This window comes from uncultured Desulfovibrio sp. (assembly GCF_944324935.1).
In the GTDB taxonomy this organism is placed as follows: Bacteria; Desulfobacterota; Desulfovibrionia; order Desulfovibrionales; family Desulfovibrionaceae; genus Desulfovibrio.
Genome location: NZ_CALUYG010000024.1, coordinates 25,783 through 42,367, shown reverse-complemented (window position 1 = coordinate 42,367; position 16,585 = coordinate 25,783). Strand labels below are relative to the sequence as shown.

Here is a 16,585-nt window from a genome sequence, read left to right as displayed (position 1 = left end):
TTGAAGGAAATGTGGCGTGCCGAATCTTCGGGAAATTCCTGTCGCAGGCGGCCCGCAATTTGCTCCGGGGACCAGTAATTCCTCAATCCCTCCTGCACATAGGCGGTAAGAAAAGCCGTCCGCTTTCCCGCGTTCTTATCTTTTGAGGCACGCCAGTCGGCCCGCCTTTGAGCGGCCTGTGCATCATACCTGCCGTTTTTCTTGGCGTTTCGCCGAACTTCCTTTGAAATGGCCGCTGGGCTGTAGCCGAGGAGATCGACAATGCTCCTGAGGGATTTTTCCCCCAGAAGCCGCTCTATGATTTCTCTGTGAGTTTTGGTAAGGTGTTTTTGCCCCATGACAGTTCCTCGTTGTTGAGGTGTTTGCTTGTAAAACAACTGTCATGGGGCTTTCTTTTTTTGGCAAGCCCTCTGTTAACTTTCAATTTACAATCTGCCGGGATCCCCTTCCCTCCGCACGACGAACGCCGCAGCGGCAGAGACTAGCCGCCGAGGTAGGCTTCGCGCACGCTGGGATCGGCCAGCAGGTTTTGCGCGGTATCGTGCATGACCACGTTGCCCACTTCGAGCACATAGCCGCGTGTGGCCAGCTTGAGGGCGGCACGGGCATTCTGTTCCACGAGGAGGACGGTCACGCCGCTTGCGCTGATATTGCGGACGGTCTCAAAGATAGAGCGGACAAAGAGCGGGGCGAGGCCCAGCGAGGGTTCGTCCAGCAGCAGCAGACGCGGCTGAGCCATGAGGGCGCGCCCGATGGCGAGCATCTGCTGTTCGCCGCCGGAGAGCGTACCGGCCAGTTGTTCGCGCCGTTCAAAGAGGCGGGGAAAGAGATCGAATATCCACTCCAGCGTTGCTTCGGTCTTTTCCCTGTCCCGCACGGAGAACGCTCCGAGGCGAAGATTTTCCAGTACGGTCATGGTCCCGAAGACACGGCGGCCTTCCGGGGACTGGGCGATGCCCTGACGCACCACGTCATGCCCGGGGATGCGCAGCAGCGATCGGCCGTCAAAGAGGACATCTCCGGCGCAGGGGCGCACCAGTCCGCTGATGGTCATAAGCGTCGTGCTCTTGCCTGCGCCGTTGGCCCCGAGCAGGGTGACGATCTCGCCCTCTTCCACATGCAGATCGATGCCGTGCAACGCCTCCACATTGCCGTAGCGGACGCGAATGCCCTTCAGTTCCAGCAGCGCCATTACCAGACCTCCGTTTCCGCGCCCAGATACGCCTCGATGACGGCCGGATCGGCCCGGACGGCCGCCGGTTCGCCCTGCGCGATGAGGCAGCCGTTTTCCAGCACCACCAGTTTTTCGCAAATGCGCATGACCAGCCGCATGTCGTGCTCGATGAGGAGGACGGTCATGCCGCGGTCGCGGATGGCGCCGATAAGGTCGATGAGGGCCACGGTCTCCTGATCGTTCATGCCGCCGGCCGGTTCATCCAGGATGAGCAGACGCGGGTCCGAGGCTAGGGCACGGGCGATCTCCAGCAGGCGCTGATTGCCGTAGGAAAGGCTGCCCGCCTCTTCGGCATGATGGTCGGCCAGGCCCACGAACGCCAGTTCCTCCATGCAGCGCCGCACGGCCTCGCGCTCTTCACGGCGCTGGGACGGCGTATGGAGCATGGAAGCCAGCAGCCCCGCCTTGAGCCGGCAGTGCCGCCCGGCCAGCACATTCTCCAGCACCGGCAATTTGCCGAACAGACGTATGCTCTGGAAGGTACGGGCGATGCCCAGCTCCACCAGCGCGTGCGGACGCAGGCCGGTGACGTCCCGCCCGGCAAAGGAGATACGACCGTGTTCCGGGCGGTAGTTGCCCGTGATGCAGTTGAATACGGTGGTCTTGCCCGCGCCGTTGGGGCCGATGAGCCCCACCACGCTCCCCTCCTCCACGGAGAAGGAAAGTTCGTTGAGCGCCACCAGTCCGCCGAAGATCTTGCTGACCTCATGCAGCTCAAGCAGGTTCATGCCTCACCTCCCGCGGAGGCGCGGCCGGCTCCCGCCACACGGCCTTCCGTCCGGTAACGGCGGGGGCGGGGCGGCAACAGGCCCTGGGGCCGCCAGATCATCATCAGCATCATGGCCAGGCCGAAAATGAGCATGCGGGCATTGGAGAATTCCCGCAGCAGTTCCGGCAGGCCGATGAAGAGAAAGGCGCTGACAAGCACGCCCAGCATGCTGCCGCCGGAAAGGATGACCACGGCAAAGATGATGACCGACTCCATGAAATTGAAGGATTCCGGCGTGATGGTCGTCATTTGCGCCGCATAGAGCGTCCCGGCCATACCGGCCCAGAACGCGCCGAGCACAAAGGCCGTCAGCTTGTAGCCGGAAACATGCACGCCGCAGCCCTCGGCGGCCACGTCATCCTCCTTGATGTAGTTGAGGGCGCGTCCGACGCGGGAGCGCCACAGACCGTAGAACAGCAGGAGGCTCACCGCCACCATGCCCCAGACCAGATAATAGAAATGGATGGTCTTGACGATCTTGAAGCCGAAGAAATTGGGCCGCGCGATGCCGAAAATGCCGTTGGAGCCGCCGGTATAGCCGCCCACATCGTTGAGCAGGGCGATACGCACGATCTCCACGATGCCGATGGTCACGATGAGCAGATAGTCCCCGCGCAGGTGGATGATGGGCCGGGCCACCGCCACGGCCACCAGCGCGGCGACGATGCCGGCAACGGGCATGGCGGCGAAGATGGGCCACTGGTACAGGGTATTCAGAATGGCCGTGGTGTAGGCGCCCACGGCGTAAAAGGCCGCATGCCCCATGTGGAAGATGCCGGCCTGTCCGAGGATGACGTTGAGCGACAGCCCCAGCAGCGCATAGAGCCCGACGTTCACACAGACGGAGATCCAGTACGGCCCGGCCACAAGCGGCAGGAGGGCGAGGCACACGGCCAGCAGAAGACCGGCAAGGGTTCGCAGATTCATAGTTTGTCCGCCGTGCGTTCGCCCAGGATTCCGGTGGGCCGGATGATGAGGATGAGGATGAGCACCAGAAAGGCGATGGCGTCTTTCCAGGCAATGGCGATATAGCCTGCGGCAAGGGCCTCGATGACGCCGAGCAGCAGGCCGCCCAGCATGGCGCCGGGGATATTGCCTATGCCGCCCAGTATGGCGGCGGTAAAGGCCTTGAGCCCGTAGGACCAGCCCATGGTGAAATCGATCTGGCCGTAGTAGATGCCCACCATGAGTCCGGCCGCGCCGCCCAGTCCGGGACCGATGAAGAAAACCAGCGAAATGATGCGGTTCACGTTGATGCCCATGAGGCGGGCCGCGCCCTGGTCGATGGCCACGGCCCGGATGGCCGCGCCGGTGCGGGTGCGCTGGATGAAGGCCCAGAGCGCCAGCATGAGCAGGACGCTGGCGGCGATGACCAGCAGGCGCACGCCGGGCACGGCCATGCCGAAGAGGTTGACCGTGAAGTCCGGGCGCAGATAGTCGGGGTAGACGTAGAAGCGCGCCCCGTAGATGAGCATGACCGCATTCTGGAAGAAGATGGAGGCCCCGAGGGCGGAGACCACGGCGGAAAGCCGGTTGGCCTTGCGCAGGGGGCGATAGGCCGTGCGCTCGAGCAGACAGCCGAGGATGGCCACCAGCAGGGCCACCATGACGAAGACGGCCAGCACGGCGGCCGTGGGCCCGAGGATGCCGGAAAGATTGCAGCTCACGAGCAGGGTCAGGCCCAGGTAGGCGCCGATGGTGAACAGATCGCCGTGGGCGAAGTTGATGAGCTTGAGCACGCCGTAGACCATGGTATAGCCCAGCGCGACCAGCGCATAGATGCCGCCGACGGCGAGTCCGTTGAGCAGTTGCTGAAAAAATTGTTCCATAGGGCACTTGTGCGCCGCGGCTCGTCACCGCTGGGCGGTTCCGGGCACGCGGCGCGTTTTGCGGAAAAGATGTCGGTTACAGGCGGCGGGCCCACAAGGCCCTGGCCTACTGCTGCGGCAGAAGAAGGAACTTCCCCTGCTCGTCCACCATGTAGGAGCGATAGAACTCGCCCACGCGGTCGCCCTTCTCGTCAAAGCCGAGCTTGCCGGTCAGGCCGGACATGTCCTTGAGCTGCTTGAGCCACTGGGCCATTTCTTCGGGGTCGGTCTTGCCGGCGGCAAGGGCGGCCTCGATAACCTTGTAGGCGTCGCCGGCCACGACCGCCCACACGGAGACCGGGACCGCCTGGTAACGGGCCTTGTAGGCTTCCAGGAAATGGCGGGCTTCCGGCGTGTCCATGTCCTGCGGCAGGGGCGGGCTGATGAAGAAATAGCCCTTGGCGGCATCGGCGCCGGCGATCTTGACGAGGTCCTGATGGTTGGCGGCATCGCCGCCCATCATGGGCACGTCCCAGCCCATCTCCTTTTTCTGGCGCAGCAGCATACCGGTCTCGGGGTAGTAACCGGTAAAGAACACCACGTCGGGCGCGGCGGCCTTGAGCTTGGTAAGGATGGCCGTGTAGTCGCGCTCGCCGGGCGTCAGCGCGTCATAAAAAACGATCTCCACGCCGGCCTTTTCCAGCGCCTTACGGCTCTCGTCGGCAAGACCCTTGGCGTAGGAGGACTTGTCATGCAGCAGGGCCACCTTCTTGAAGCCGCCCTTGACGATGGCGGCGGCCGCGGCCTCGCCCTGCGCGTCGTCGCGCGGGCAGGTGCGGAAGAAGAGCGGCAAGCCCTTTTCGGTGAGGCGGATGCTGGTGGAGCCCGTCCCCACATGCACAAGGCCGGCCTCGGCGATGATGTTCTGGCTGGCTTCGGTCACGGCCGAACCGTATGTGCCGATGACGGCCACGACGCCCGCTCCGGCCAGCTTCTGGGCGGCCAGCGCCGCCGTGCGCGGATCGCCGGCATCGTCCTCCACCACGAGCTCGACCTTCTTGCCGTTGATGCCGCCGGCGGCATTGGTCTCATCCACGAGCAGACTGACGATATTCTTCATGTCCTGCCCTTCGGAGGCCCATTTGCCCGTCAGCGGACACATGAGGCCCAGCTTGACGGTCTCGGCACAAGCCGGGGAGGCAAGACCCAGAGCCGCGGCACACAGGAGGCCGCCGGCCAGAATGCGTTTCCAGATGTTCATAGAACCCCCGATGCAGGATAGAAAATTGGCAGAGCGACAGTCTACCTCAAAATGCCGCAAAGGAAAAGCCCCGTCTTCTCAGGCCGAACGGTAGGTCGCCATAGCCACCAGGGTATCGGTCAGCGTCCGGCTGAACCGTCCCAGCAATGCCGCCGTATCCGCCCCGGCGCGGATGCCCATCTCCAGCTCGAACGCCGCCGAGGCCAGGGGCCTCGCCCCCAGATTGGCCGCCGCCCCCTTGAGATCGTGCACCAGCTTCCAGGCGCTTTCCCTGTCGCCGTTGCGCAGGGCGCCTTCCACCTGGACGGCGGTCTCCCGCTCATCCTCCATGAAGGTCCCCAACAGCTTGCGGTACAGCGCGTCGTTCCCGCCGACACGCGGCAGGGCTTCCTTCACGTCCAGAAAAAGTTCTCCCATATCCCCTCCTCGGTCATGGCGAATGTCGCCGTCACAGAAAGATCTCCCGGCCACGGGGGCACGCGCGATATCCCGCCCTAGAAACGCAGCGCTTCCGGCAGGACGCTGAAACAGCCGGGTTGGCCCGGTTCCAGCCGCCCCGCGCGGGACAGCCGCAGGGCCTGCGCCGCATTGACGGTCAGAAGGCGCAGCAGGGCTTCCGGCGACGCGTCGCAGGACTCGCGCAGCGCGACCGCCTCCTGACGGACGTCAAGGTCCGTGTTGGAGCTCAGCCCGTCCGTGCCGAGGCAGCAGAGCACGCCGCTCTCCACCGCGGCCGCCAGTGGCGCTTCCCCCACGCCCAGATGCCGGTTGGAACGCGGGCAGAGGCAGAGCGCCGCGCCGGAAGCCGCCAGCGCCCTCATCTCCCGGGCATCGAGCTGGACGCCGTGCACGGCCAGCGTGCCCTGTCCCAGGAGGCCGAGCTTGCTGGCGAAGGCCAGCGGGCGCAGGCGCGGCGGCCGCCAGCCCTCCGGCAGGACGATGCCCCGATAGAGGTCGGCCAGCGGCCCGCTCCCCTCCAGCAGGAGCTCGGTCTCCTCGGGGGACTCGGCAAGGTGCAGGGCAAAGGGCCTCCCCTTTTCCGCGCACCACTGCCGGGCGTCGCGCAGCACCTCCGGCGCGGTGGAATACAGGGCATGCCCCGCGGGCGCGCAGCGCGCCTCCAGCGGCGCGAAAACCTCCGCCACCGGGCGGTCGTCATCCCGCTCCAGGGCCGCCCGGCAGCGCGGGGGCCAGGGGCGGACGGCGTCGATGAAGGGCGCGGCCATGCCGAACCATTCGCAAAAATGCGTCATGCCCAGCCCGGCCCGCCGGGCCGCGGCATCCACAAGGGCCAGCCCCTCACCGGCAAAGTCGCCCGCATGGCCCGTGCCGCAGGCGACCATATCCGCGCAGGCCCCGGCGACGGCTTCGGCGGAAAGCGGCTCCCGCAAAAGGGGAATGAGGCTTGCCAGCCAGGCGCTGAAGCCCGCCTGCCAGCGCGTCCTGCCGGCCAGATGCGAGAGCTGCACATGGCAGTGGGCGTTGATGACCGCCGGGGCCAGGCAGACCTCCCCCAGATCCCGCACTTCGGCTCCGGCGGGCGGCGAGCAGCGTTTCCAGCTCACGACCTCTTCCACCCGGCCGTCCACTAGGACAAGGGCCGCATCATCCAGCTTGTGCAGAGGCGCGAAAAGCGCTTCGCCGCGCGCGGGCGACTCCCCCGCCATACTCACCAGGCTACGGGCGCGAACGACACGACAGTCGGACATGGAGCCTCCTCCGCAGGCCGGCAGCGGTCAGCCGCGCACTCGAGGCGCGCGGCGGCCCGTGCCCTACCTGTCCCGCCGGGCGAACTGCCCGCCGGACACATAGAACGTATTCTCCACGATGAAGAGCGCGCCGGGATCGATGGTGTACACGAGATTTTCCAGCCGCTTCAGGGCGACGTTGTTGGTCACGGTCAGCAGGATCTCCCTGTCCGCGCCGGAATAGGCCCCCTTGCCGCGCATGAGGGTCACCCCGAAGCGCTCGGTCACCAGGATGGCCTCGCTGATCTCCTCGCCATGCTCGGAAATGACCAGGACGAGCTTGCGCCGGTTGAACATGCCGAGCACATATTCCAGCGTATTGGCCGAAATGAACATCATCAGCACGGAGGCCACGATAAGGTCAAGATTCAGGCTGAAGCCCGCCAGCAGATAGACGACGGCGTTGACCCCGAAGGAGAACTGCCCGATGGGCACGTTCCAGCGCTGCTTGAGGGCCACGGCGATGATGTCCGTACCGCCGCTGCTGCCCAGGGTGCGCAGCATGATCCCCATGCCCGCGCCGTGCAGCACGCCGGCGATCACCGCCGCATAGACTTCCGTCTGCAACGGGATCTGGACATTGACGAACATCCCGAAGACGGTCGTGCAGATGGTCCCGTAGGCCGTATAGAGCAGAAAACGACGTCCCACGAAGAACCAGCCCCACACCCAGATGGGCACGGACAGCAGCAGATACCAGAGCAGCAGGTCCAGCGTGCCCGTCCAGTGCCAGACCAGATAGGCCATGCCGAGGATGCCCCCGGCCACGAAATTGTGCGGCGTGGCCACGGACTGGATGCAGATGGTGACCAGCAGCGCGCCGATGGTGAGCCAGAGCAGGTTCCACCAGACGGATTCGGCCAGCTTGCGGTTATATGTCTGTACAAGTTTCATGAAAACTCCGAAATGACGGGGCAGGCGGCCGGCAGCCGCACAAAAACGCTCCCCGCACGGCGTGGACGCGCAGCCTGACCCTAGTCAAAGGCAGGGGCAGCGTCAACCGGACATTTTCCCCTTTACAAAGCGGCTGCGCCGGTCTAGCGTTGCGGCATGGACCATGCGACCATGCTTTTCCCGCTGCTTTTCCCGTCCCCGCATCCTGACGGAACGCATGGCTTTTGTTTGTCTCTTCCCCGCGCGAGCGGGGCTTTTCCGCGCCGCGCATTTCTTCCGCTCCGGGCGCGGGTCTCTTCCCCGCGCGAGCGGGGCTTTTTTTGACTTCAGCCCCACACTGCCATGAACGACAATCGCTATCAGTGGACGCACAAGGACCTCCTGGACATCTCCCAGCTCAGCCGCGAGGACGTCCTCCATATCCTCGACGTGGCCGCCAGCTTCCAGGAGATCAACCAGCGGCCCGTCAAAAAGGTGCCGACGCTCAAGGGCAAGACCGTCATCCTTTTCTTTGTGGAGAACAGCACCCGCACCAAGACCTCCTTTGACGTGGCGGGCAAGCGCCTCTCGGCGGATACCTATTCGCTCGCCAAATCCGGCTCCAGTCTCAACAAGGGCGAAAGCCTCAAGGATACGGCCCTCACCCTCCAGGCCATGCGCCCGGACGTCATCGTCATCCGCCATCCCAGCAGCGGCGCGGCCCGCTTCCTTGCCGAGCGCCTGCCCTGCGGCATCGTCAACGGCGGCGACGGCTGGCATGCCCATCCCACCCAGGCCCTGCTGGACAGCCTGACCCTGCGCTCCCGCTGGGGCACGGATTTCAGCGGACGCGTGGTGACCATCCTCGGCGACATCGCCCATAGCCGCGTGGCCCGTTCCAATGTGCAGCTGCTGACCCTGCTGGGCGCGCGCGTCCGCCTCTGCGCGCCGCGTACCCTGCTGCCGACGGGCGTCCACAACTGGCCGGCCGAGGTCATTGCCGACCCGGACGCCGCCGTGCGCGACTGCGACGCCGTCATGTGTCTGCGCCTTCAGCTCGAACGCCAGCAAGCCGGGCTCCTGCCGGATCTCACCGAATATTCCCGCCGCTTCTGCCTGACGCCCGCCCGGCTGGAAAAGGCTAAACCCGAGGCCCTGGTGCTCCACCCCGGCCCCATGAACCGGGGCCTGGAGATCGCCGACGCCGTGGCGGACGGCCCGCACAGCCGCGTCCTTGATCAGGTGTCGTCCGGCGTGGCTACCCGTATGGCCGTGCTCTACCTCCTGGCCACCCGCAACGAAGGGGCAGCGGCCCCGCAGCATGGAGACTAAGTCATGACCCTCTGCCTCAAAAATGCCCGCCATCTCGACGCCCCGGTGGATCTCCTCATCCGTGACGGGCGCGTGCTCACCATGACCCCGGCCGGCCATCAGCCGCTCCCCGACGGCTGCGACATCTTCGAGGCCGACGGCCTGCTGCTCATGCCCAGTTTCATCGATGTGCATGCCCATTTCCGGGACCCCGGCTATGAATACAAGGAAGATGTGGTCACCGGCCTTGCCGCCGCCGCGCACGGCGGTTTCGGCGCGGTGATGTGCATGGCCAATACCCGCCCGGTCAACGACACGGCCGCCGTGACCCGCTACATGCTGGAAAAGGCCCGCACCGCCTGGCCGCACGGGCCGCGCCTCTACCCTGTGGCCGCCGCCACCGTGGGACTGGCCGGGCAGGAGATGGCCCCGCTGGGCGAGCTGAAGGAGGCCGGCTGCGTGGCCGTCTCCAACGACGGCTGTCCGGTGAGCAGCGCCGAGATGATGCGCCGCGTCATGGAATACGCCGCCGACCTCGGCATGGTGGTCATGGACCACTGCGAAGACCCGGACCTGGCCCGTGGCTGGGTTATGAACGAGGGCGAGATCAGCGGCGAGCTCGGCGTCAAGGGGCAGCCCGCCGCCGGCGAGGCCGTACAGGTGGCCCGCGATGTCATGCTGTCGGAATATCTGGACATCCCCATCCACATCTCCCATGTTTCCTCGGCCCTTTCCGTGGATGTGCTCCGCTGGGCCCGGGCGCGCGGCGTCAGGGTGACGGCCGAGACCTGCCCGCACTACCTCATGCTCGACGAAAGCGCCCTGCGCGGCTACAACGCCAATGCCAAGGTCAGCCCGCCGCTGCGCCGTCCCGAAGACCGGGAGGCCCTGCGCCAGGCCGTGCGGGACGGCATCCTCGGCGTGCTCAGCACCGACCATGCCCCCCATGCCCTGCATGAGAAGGAACGCCCCCTGGATGAGGCCCCCAAGGGCTTCACCGGCCTCGACCTTGCCCTGCCCCTGACCTGGCGACTTGTGCGGGACGGCATCTGGGACGAAGCCCTCCTGCATCAGCGCTGGTGCTACGGCCCGGCCGAGATCTTTGGCCTGCCCTGCAACCGCTTCGAACCCGGCGACCCGGCGGACTTCTTCCTCTTCGACCCGGATGAGCGCTGGACGGTGGGCCCGGAGACCCTGTACTCCAAGAGCGCCAATACCCCCTTCCTCGGCGAGGAGATGCGGGGCCGCGTCCGGCATCACTGGTGCGGCGGCGTACAGTTGTTTTAGGAGCTGTTGACGCTCTTCGCTGGTTGTTTGGGGGGAAGGGGAACCCCTCCGCCAGCGCGGGAGGGCCCAGCCTTTTCGCAGCGAAGCGAGAAAAGGCGTTCTCGTCATCCTCCCCCCAACCCTTCCCCAGCGCGCTTTTACCGGGGAGGACAGCAGAGCGCGACCGGAAGGCGGCCGCAGGCCGTGCCTGTTAGGCGACGCAGGAGCCTTACAGGCATCGACAGCAGAGCGCGACCGAAACGAAACTTGGAAGCCGTGCAGGATTTTTGCCGCACAGGCGGCACAAGCATAAAGGAGGACTTATGCCCAAACACCTGAAAGACCCCGACCTGCTGCGCCATCAGGCCTACATCGACGGCCAGTGGCGGGATGCCGAGAACGGCGACACGCTGCCAGTCATCAATCCCGCCACCGGTGAAGAGCTGGGGAGCGTGCCGCGCTGTACGGCCAATGACGCCCGCGCCGCCATCGCCGCGGCTGAAGCCGCCTTCGCCGTCTGGCGCAAGGTCCCGCTGCAGGAGCGCGGGGCCAGGCTGCGCCGCTGGGGAGAACTCATCGAGGAACACATCGACGACCTTTGCCGCATCCTCACTCTGGAACAGGGCAAGCCGCTGGCCGAAGCCCGCGGGGAGATCCTGCAGGGAGCCAGCTATTTCCCCTGGTTTGCCGAAGAGATCCGCCGCGCTTATGGCGATGTCGTCCCCGCGCCGCGCGCGGGCGTGCGCCCGCTGACGCAAAAGCAGCCCATCGGCGTCGTGGGCGTCATCACGCCCTGGAACTTCCCCTCCTCCATGCTGCCGCGCAAGGCCGCCCCGGCCATTGCCGCCGGCTGCACCCTGGTGGTCAAGCCCGCCAGCGCCACCCCCTATTGCGCCCTGGCCCTGGCCGAACTTTCCCGCCGGGCGGGCATCCCGGCGGGGGTCATCAACGTCGTGACCGGCGATTCCGGCACCATCGGCCGGGAGATCACGCAAAGCCCCGTGGTCCGCAAGCTGAGCTTCACCGGCTCCACGGCCGTGGGCAAGCAGCTCGCCGCCGACTGCGCCCCCACGCTCAAGCGCCTTTCGCTGGAACTGGGCGGCAACGCCCCCTTCCTCATTTTTGACGACGCCCGGCTGGATGCGGCCGTGGCCGGCGCGGTGGGCAGCAAGTTCCGCAATGCCGGCCAGACCTGCATCTGCGCCAACCGCTTTCTGGTCCAGCGCGGCATCCATGATGCCTTTGTGCGCGGCCTCAAGGAAAAGGTGGAAGGCTTCCGGGTGGGCAACGGGCTGGATGCGGGCGTGACCATCGGCCCCCTCATCAACGAAGAGGCCGTGCGCCGCGTGGATGGCCTCGTGCAGGACGCCCTGAGCAAGGGGGCCACCCTGCTGGCCGGCGGCAAACCGCACAGCATGGGCCCGCGTTTTTACGAACCGACCCTGCTGACGGGCCTGACCCGCGAGATGCGTATCTTCCACGAGGAGATCTTCGGCCCCGTGGCCGCCATCATGCCCTTTGATACGGAAGAGGAAGCCATCACGCTGGCCAACGACACCTGCTTCGGTCTGGCCTCCTACCTCTTCACCCGGGATCTGGGGCGCGTCTGGCGCGTGGCCGAGGCCCTGCAATACGGCATGGTCGGCATCAACGACGTCACCCTTGCCGCGGCGGAAACGCCCTTCGGCGGCGTGAAGTTCAGCGGCACGGGCCGTGAGGGCAGCCGTGAAGGCCTCAACGACTACATGGAGACCCACCTCTTCCTCATGGGAGGCATCGACAGCTAGCGCATTTTGCCGGTGAAAACGACGGAAAGCGAGGCGGAGCACCGCGCCGCCCGGCCGTATCGAGCGGAGAAACGCGTTTCCCCGGAAACGACAGGCCGCAGGTTGGCAAGGTCAAGCGTTCCAACGGCAAGATACGCTCACATATGAACAGCCCGGACAGGGGGCCGAGACCTCCTGCCCGGGCGGCTTTTACCGCACATCCGCCCCGCCGTCCGTTCCGGGCCCCGGCATAAGGAGAGCGCCGTCCGCGCCGACCGCGGGCGCGCCCTCCACCGTCAGGCAGGCCCCCGAACGGCGGCGGGCACATTTTCCGCAGGGAGGTTGCATGCTTATCCGTCACCCGGCGGTCGCCGGACGTTTCTACCCTGATGGGCCCGAAGATCTGCGGCAGGAAGTGCGGCACTTCCTGAACGACGGCGCCCGCGCCCTGCCCGCCCCCCGCAACACCACGCCTGTGGGCCTCATGCTGCCGCATGCCGGGCATGTCTTTTGCGGACACGTCATCGGGGCCACTCTGGCCGGCATGCGCCTGCCGCGCACGCTCATCCTGCTCTGCCCCAACCATACGGGCATGGGCCGCCCCCTGTCCGTCTGGCCGGACGGCGCGTGGCTCACGCCGCTAGGCCCCGTTACCGTGGATGCCGCGCTGGCCGCCGCACTCTGCGACGGCCCCACCGTCTTCGAAGCCGATACCCATGCCCATTTGCGCGAACACGCGCTGGAAGTGATCCTGCCCTTCCTGCAGGTGCATCAGCCGGAGCCCTTCCGCATCGTGCCCATCTGTGTGGGCACGCATCAGCGGGACGTGCTGCACCAGGCCGGACGCGATATGGCCCGCCTGCTGACCGGGCGGCTCCTGCCCAAACCCTCCGGGGTGGCCGGCGGCGATATGCCGCAGGTCGCCTTCGTGGTGAGCTCGGACATGAATCATTACGAAGATCAGCGCCGCACCCTGCAAAAGGACGACATGGCCCTGCGCCATGCCCTGGCCTGCGATCCCGACGGACTGCTGCACATCACGCAGCGGGAGGGTATCAGCATGTGCGGCGCGGCCCCGCTGGCGCTGGTGCTCTATGCGCTCCAGCACCTCACGGGCAAGACGCCGCCGCTGGTGGAACAGACCCTGCACGACACCTCGGGCAGCATCTCCGGCGACATGACGCATGTGGTGGGCTATGCCGGCCTGCGGATATTTCTGCCGTAAGCAAACGGGGACAGGCGCTGAAGCCTGCCCCGTCCCTTTCCGATGACGACCGCTTCGTCGCCATGACGCGGGAGAGATGCGCCCTACAAATACGGGTCGGGCTGCGACAGATAGTTTTGCACGAAATCCGTCACGCCGTCCTCAAGGCTGGTCATCTTGAGGGGACAGCCCACCTTGTCCAGCCAGTTCATGTCCGCCTGGGTGAAGTTCTGGTATTTGCCGTGCAGCATGCGCGGCATATCCACATAGGTGATGCGGCAGGAACGCTGCATGGCGCTGAAGACGGCCCGGCCCAGATCGTTGAAGCTGCGGGCCCGGCCGCTGCCCACGTTGTGGATGCCGTTGACGTGGCGGTTTTCCAGCAGCCAGGCCATGAGCGCCGTGCAGTCCTTGACGTAGACGAAGTCCCGTTTCTGCTCGCCGTCGGAGATGTCCGGGCTGGTGGAGCGGAACAATTCCAGGTCGCCGTGCTTGGTGATCTGCTTGTACGCCTTGCAGGCGACGCTACGCATCTCGCCCTTGTGGTATTCGTTGGGGCCGTAGACGTTGAAGAACTTGAGGCTCACCACCTCCTTGTCCAGCCCGTGGCGCACCAGCCAGAGATCGAGGAGGTGCTTGGAGTAGGCATAGAGGTTGAGCGGCCGCAGCTTCGGCAGCAGATCGGGATCGTCGCTGAAGCCCAGCGAGCCGTCGCCGTAGGTGGCGGCGGAACTGGCATGGATGAAGCGCGCGCCCTTGTCCAGGGCATACCGGCAGATCTCGCGGCTGAACTGGAAATTGTTTTCCATGAGGAAGTCGCCGTCCGCCTCCGTGGTGTCGGAGCAGGCGCCGAGGTGGATGATGGCCTCCACCTTCCACGGCAGGGCATCGCGCTGCAGAAGCTCGCGGAAGCGCTCCCGGTGGATGTAGTCGGCATAGGTCAGCTTGACCAGATTGCGCCACTTGTCGTCCGTGCCCAGATGATCCACCAGCACCACGTCGTCGATGCCCTGCTGGTTGAGCTGCCACAGCATGGCGCTGCCGATGAAGCCCGCGCCCCCGGTAATGATGTACATGAAAAACCTCCTCATGCGCCGGCGGCGCGTTCTCTTGCCGGGGAATAGTAGCCGCTTGCCCGGCCCGGCGCAAGCGCCGCTTCCCGGCGGAAAACTTCCGCCCGGGCTGGACAGCGCGGGGCAAGTCTGCGATTATGCGCCAGCCCGGCGGCCATTCGCGGCCGGCCGGCATCCTCCGGGGCCCGGAATGACGGTCTTCTGCCGTCCTCCGCCCGGGATCAGTCGTTTTCCAGGCGCGTTCCGGCCATGCCGCCGGAATGACAGCCGGCCAACTGCGCCTGCGGGCGCCCGTCTCAAAGCTGAGGATGAACATGCTCGAAATACGAGATCTGCATGTTTCGGTGCACGGCACGCCCGTCCTGCGCGGCATCGACCTGACCATCGAATCCGGCGAAACCTTTATCCTGTTCGGCCCCAACGGCTCGGGAAAGACCACCCTGCTTATGACGCTCATGGGCTTTTCCGGCTATGAAGTGACCCGGGGCAGCATCATTTTTGACGGCAAGGACATCACCCACGCGCCCATGCACGAACGGGCCCGCCTGGGCATCGGCATGTCCTTCCAGCGGCCGCCCACCATCCACGGCCTGCCCACCCGCCGCATGGTGGAGCTCTGCGGCCGCGGGCGGGAGATGGACATTACGGAGATGGCCAGACGCGTCCACTTCGACGCCTTCCTCGACCGGGACGTCAACGCGGGCTTCTCCGGCGGCGAGATCAAACGCTCCGAACTGCTCCAGCTCATGGCCCAGCAGCCGCGGCTTCTGCTCTTTGACGAGCCCGAATCCGGCGTGGATCTGGAAAACATGGCGCTTGTCGGCCATACCGTGCGGGAACTGCTGGACGGCGTGCCCGCCTGCTGTAGCGCCACCCTGCGTGAACGGAACCGCAACCGCACCACCAGCGGGCTCATCATCACCCACACCGGCCACATCCTGGAATACGTCAATGCCGACCGGGGACAGGTCATGTATCACGGCAAGCTCTGCTGTGAAGCCCGGCCGCGCGTCATCCTCGACCACATCGCCAATCACGGCTATCAGGAATGCCTGCGCTGCCTTGCCGACGACAGCTACGGCAAGATAATGGAGGCCCCGCTGATATGAGCACCGTCGACCTTTCCCGCTTCAACTTCACCGGCGGCGAGAACGCCGCCCCCATCCAGGACCTGACGGCTCTGCCCGCTCAGGATCGCGAACGCCTTGTGCTGGCCGGCATCGACGTGCAGGACAAGCACGTCAGCGGCACCTTCATGCAGCTCAACCATGCGGACGTGCATTGCGGCACGCGCCACGAGGGCCTCGAGCTCATGGACATCCGCGCCGCCCTTGCCAAGTATGACGGCCTGCCCCAGCATTTCTGGCGGCTGCTCGACCCCGAGAAGGACGAGTTCACCCGCCTCACCCGCGAGCACTGCAACGGCGGCTACTTCATGCGGGTGGCCAGGGGCGTCAAGCTCGCCGAACCCGTCCAGTCCTGCATGTTCATCAAGGGCCAGAACGCGGGCCAGAGCATCCACAATATCGTCATCGTGGAGGAAGGCGCGGAGCTGCACGTCCTGGGCGGCTGCGCCACGGCCCATGACGCGGAACATTCCGCCCACCTCGGCATCACGGAATATTATGTGGAAAAGGGCGGCAAGCTGACCTTCACCATGATCCACAACTGGGGCGAGAGTACCACCGTGCGGCCGCGCTCCGCCGGCCGTGTGGAGGCCGGGGGCGTCTTCCAGAACAACTACATCCTGCTCAAGCCCGTAGGGGATCTGCAGATGTACCCCGGCATCACCCTGGCCGGAGACGGTGCCGTGGCCCGCTTCGACTCGGTCATCGTGGCTCCTGAAGGCTCCCATGTGGACAGCGGCAACCGCATCGAACTCAACGCCCCGCACACGCGCGGCGAGATCATCTCCCGCGCGGTGACCACAGGCGGCACCATCATCAACCGCGGCTTCATCGGCGCGGGGGCCACGCCCGTCAAGGGCCACCTGGAATGCAAGGGCCTCATCCTCGGCAACGGACGCATGCACGCCATCCCCGAGCTGGACAGCAATCAGGACGGCGTGGAGCTTTCCCACGAGGCGGCCGTGGGCAAGATCGCCCAGGAAGAGATCGAGTACCTCATGGCCCGCGGCCTGGACGAGGACGAAGCGGCGGCCACCATCGTACGCGGCTTCCTCAATGTGGACATCATGGGACTGCCCGCCCCGCTCCGCAAGACCATGGACGATCAGATCCGCCTGCTCCAGTGCGGCAAGGCCATGTAGCCC

16 protein-coding genes are annotated in these 16,585 nt (G+C 65.8%); 6 read left to right on the top strand and 10 right to left on the bottom strand.

Going from position 1 to position 16,585, the window contains the following annotated elements; genetic code table 11:
- The 9 genes from Q0J54_RS07275 to Q0J54_RS07235 all read right to left on the bottom strand — a co-directional run.
- The coding region (locus Q0J54_RS07275) for a helix-turn-helix domain-containing protein (protein ID WP_296304799.1) at window positions 1-338 on the bottom strand (338 nt) is incomplete at its 3' end.
- Window positions 339-481: 143 nt separating this feature from the next.
- Window positions 482-1,192, bottom strand: coding sequence for an ABC transporter ATP-binding protein (locus Q0J54_RS07270; protein WP_296304798.1), 711 nt, complete (start codon window positions 1,190-1,192; stop codon window positions 482-484).
- Window positions 1,192-1,962: an ABC transporter ATP-binding protein gene (locus Q0J54_RS07265; RefSeq protein WP_296304797.1), complete on the bottom strand. Its 771-nt coding sequence runs from the start codon at window positions 1,960-1,962 to the stop codon at window positions 1,192-1,194. The genes Q0J54_RS07270 and Q0J54_RS07265 overlap by 1 nt, the downstream gene beginning before the upstream one ends.
- Window positions 1,959-2,930: a branched-chain amino acid ABC transporter permease gene (locus Q0J54_RS07260; RefSeq protein WP_296304796.1), complete on the bottom strand. Its 972-nt coding sequence runs from the start codon at window positions 2,928-2,930 to the stop codon at window positions 1,959-1,961. The genes Q0J54_RS07265 and Q0J54_RS07260 overlap by 4 nt, the downstream gene beginning before the upstream one ends.
- A complete protein-coding gene (locus Q0J54_RS07255) occupies window positions 2,927-3,832 on the bottom strand; it encodes a branched-chain amino acid ABC transporter permease (RefSeq protein ID WP_296304795.1) in 906 nt (301 codons plus the stop codon). The genes Q0J54_RS07260 and Q0J54_RS07255 overlap by 4 nt, the downstream gene beginning before the upstream one ends.
- A 106-nt stretch (window positions 3,833-3,938) precedes the next feature.
- Window positions 3,939-5,072, bottom strand: coding sequence for a branched-chain amino acid ABC transporter substrate-binding protein (locus tag Q0J54_RS07250; protein WP_296304794.1), 1,134 nt, complete (start codon window positions 5,070-5,072; stop codon window positions 3,939-3,941).
- A gap of 78 nt (window positions 5,073-5,150) precedes the next feature.
- Window positions 5,151-5,489 (bottom strand): Hpt domain-containing protein, encoded by a 339-nt coding sequence (locus Q0J54_RS07245; protein ID WP_296304793.1) that lies wholly within the window; start codon window positions 5,487-5,489, stop codon window positions 5,151-5,153.
- 77 nt (window positions 5,490-5,566) lie between these two features.
- Complete coding sequence (locus Q0J54_RS07240; protein ID WP_296304792.1) at window positions 5,567-6,781, bottom strand: amidohydrolase family protein; 1,215 nt, start codon at window positions 6,779-6,781, stop codon at window positions 5,567-5,569.
- Window positions 6,782-6,844: 63 nt separating this feature from the next.
- Window positions 6,845-7,714, bottom strand: a complete 870-nt coding sequence (locus tag Q0J54_RS07235) for a YitT family protein (protein WP_296304791.1) — start codon at window positions 7,712-7,714, stop codon at window positions 6,845-6,847.
- 342 nt (window positions 7,715-8,056) lie between these two features.
- Between Q0J54_RS07235 and Q0J54_RS07230 the strand changes: the two genes are divergently transcribed.
- The 4 genes from Q0J54_RS07230 to amrB all read left to right on the top strand — a co-directional run bounded on the left by Q0J54_RS07230 (window position 8,057) and on the right by amrB (window position 13,261).
- Window positions 8,057-9,025, top strand: coding sequence for an aspartate carbamoyltransferase catalytic subunit (locus Q0J54_RS07230; protein WP_296304790.1), 969 nt, complete (start codon window positions 8,057-8,059; stop codon window positions 9,023-9,025).
- Between the two features lie 3 nt (window positions 9,026-9,028).
- On the top strand, window positions 9,029-10,291 hold the full coding sequence (locus Q0J54_RS07225) for a dihydroorotase (protein ID WP_296304789.1): 1,263 nt from the start codon (window positions 9,029-9,031) through the stop codon (window positions 10,289-10,291).
- Between the two features lie 302 nt (window positions 10,292-10,593).
- Window positions 10,594-12,057, top strand: a complete 1,464-nt coding sequence (locus tag Q0J54_RS07220) for an NAD-dependent succinate-semialdehyde dehydrogenase (RefSeq protein ID WP_296304788.1) — start codon at window positions 10,594-10,596, stop codon at window positions 12,055-12,057.
- 325 nt (window positions 12,058-12,382) lie between these two features.
- On the top strand, window positions 12,383-13,261 hold the full coding sequence (gene amrB / locus Q0J54_RS07215) for an AmmeMemoRadiSam system protein B (RefSeq protein WP_296304787.1): 879 nt from the start codon (window positions 12,383-12,385) through the stop codon (window positions 13,259-13,261).
- Window positions 13,262-13,344: 83 nt separating this feature from the next.
- On the opposite strand, the gene rfaD is transcribed toward amrB, so the two are convergent.
- A complete protein-coding gene (rfaD, locus tag Q0J54_RS07210; protein WP_296304786.1) occupies window positions 13,345-14,316 on the bottom strand; it encodes an ADP-glyceromanno-heptose 6-epimerase in 972 nt (323 codons plus the stop codon).
- A 311-nt stretch (window positions 14,317-14,627) separates the two neighbouring features.
- On the opposite strand from rfaD, the gene Q0J54_RS07205 reads away from it, so the two are divergent.
- Both Q0J54_RS07205 and Q0J54_RS07200 read left to right on the top strand, forming a co-directional pair.
- Entirely contained in the window at window positions 14,628-15,422 is a 795-nt protein-coding gene (locus tag Q0J54_RS07205) for an ABC transporter ATP-binding protein (protein WP_296304785.1), read from the top strand.
- Complete coding sequence (locus Q0J54_RS07200; RefSeq protein ID WP_296304784.1) at window positions 15,419-16,582, top strand: SufD family Fe-S cluster assembly protein; 1,164 nt, start codon at window positions 15,419-15,421, stop codon at window positions 16,580-16,582. The genes Q0J54_RS07205 and Q0J54_RS07200 overlap by 4 nt, the downstream gene beginning before the upstream one ends.
- Window positions 16,583-16,585 lie beyond the last annotated feature (3 nt).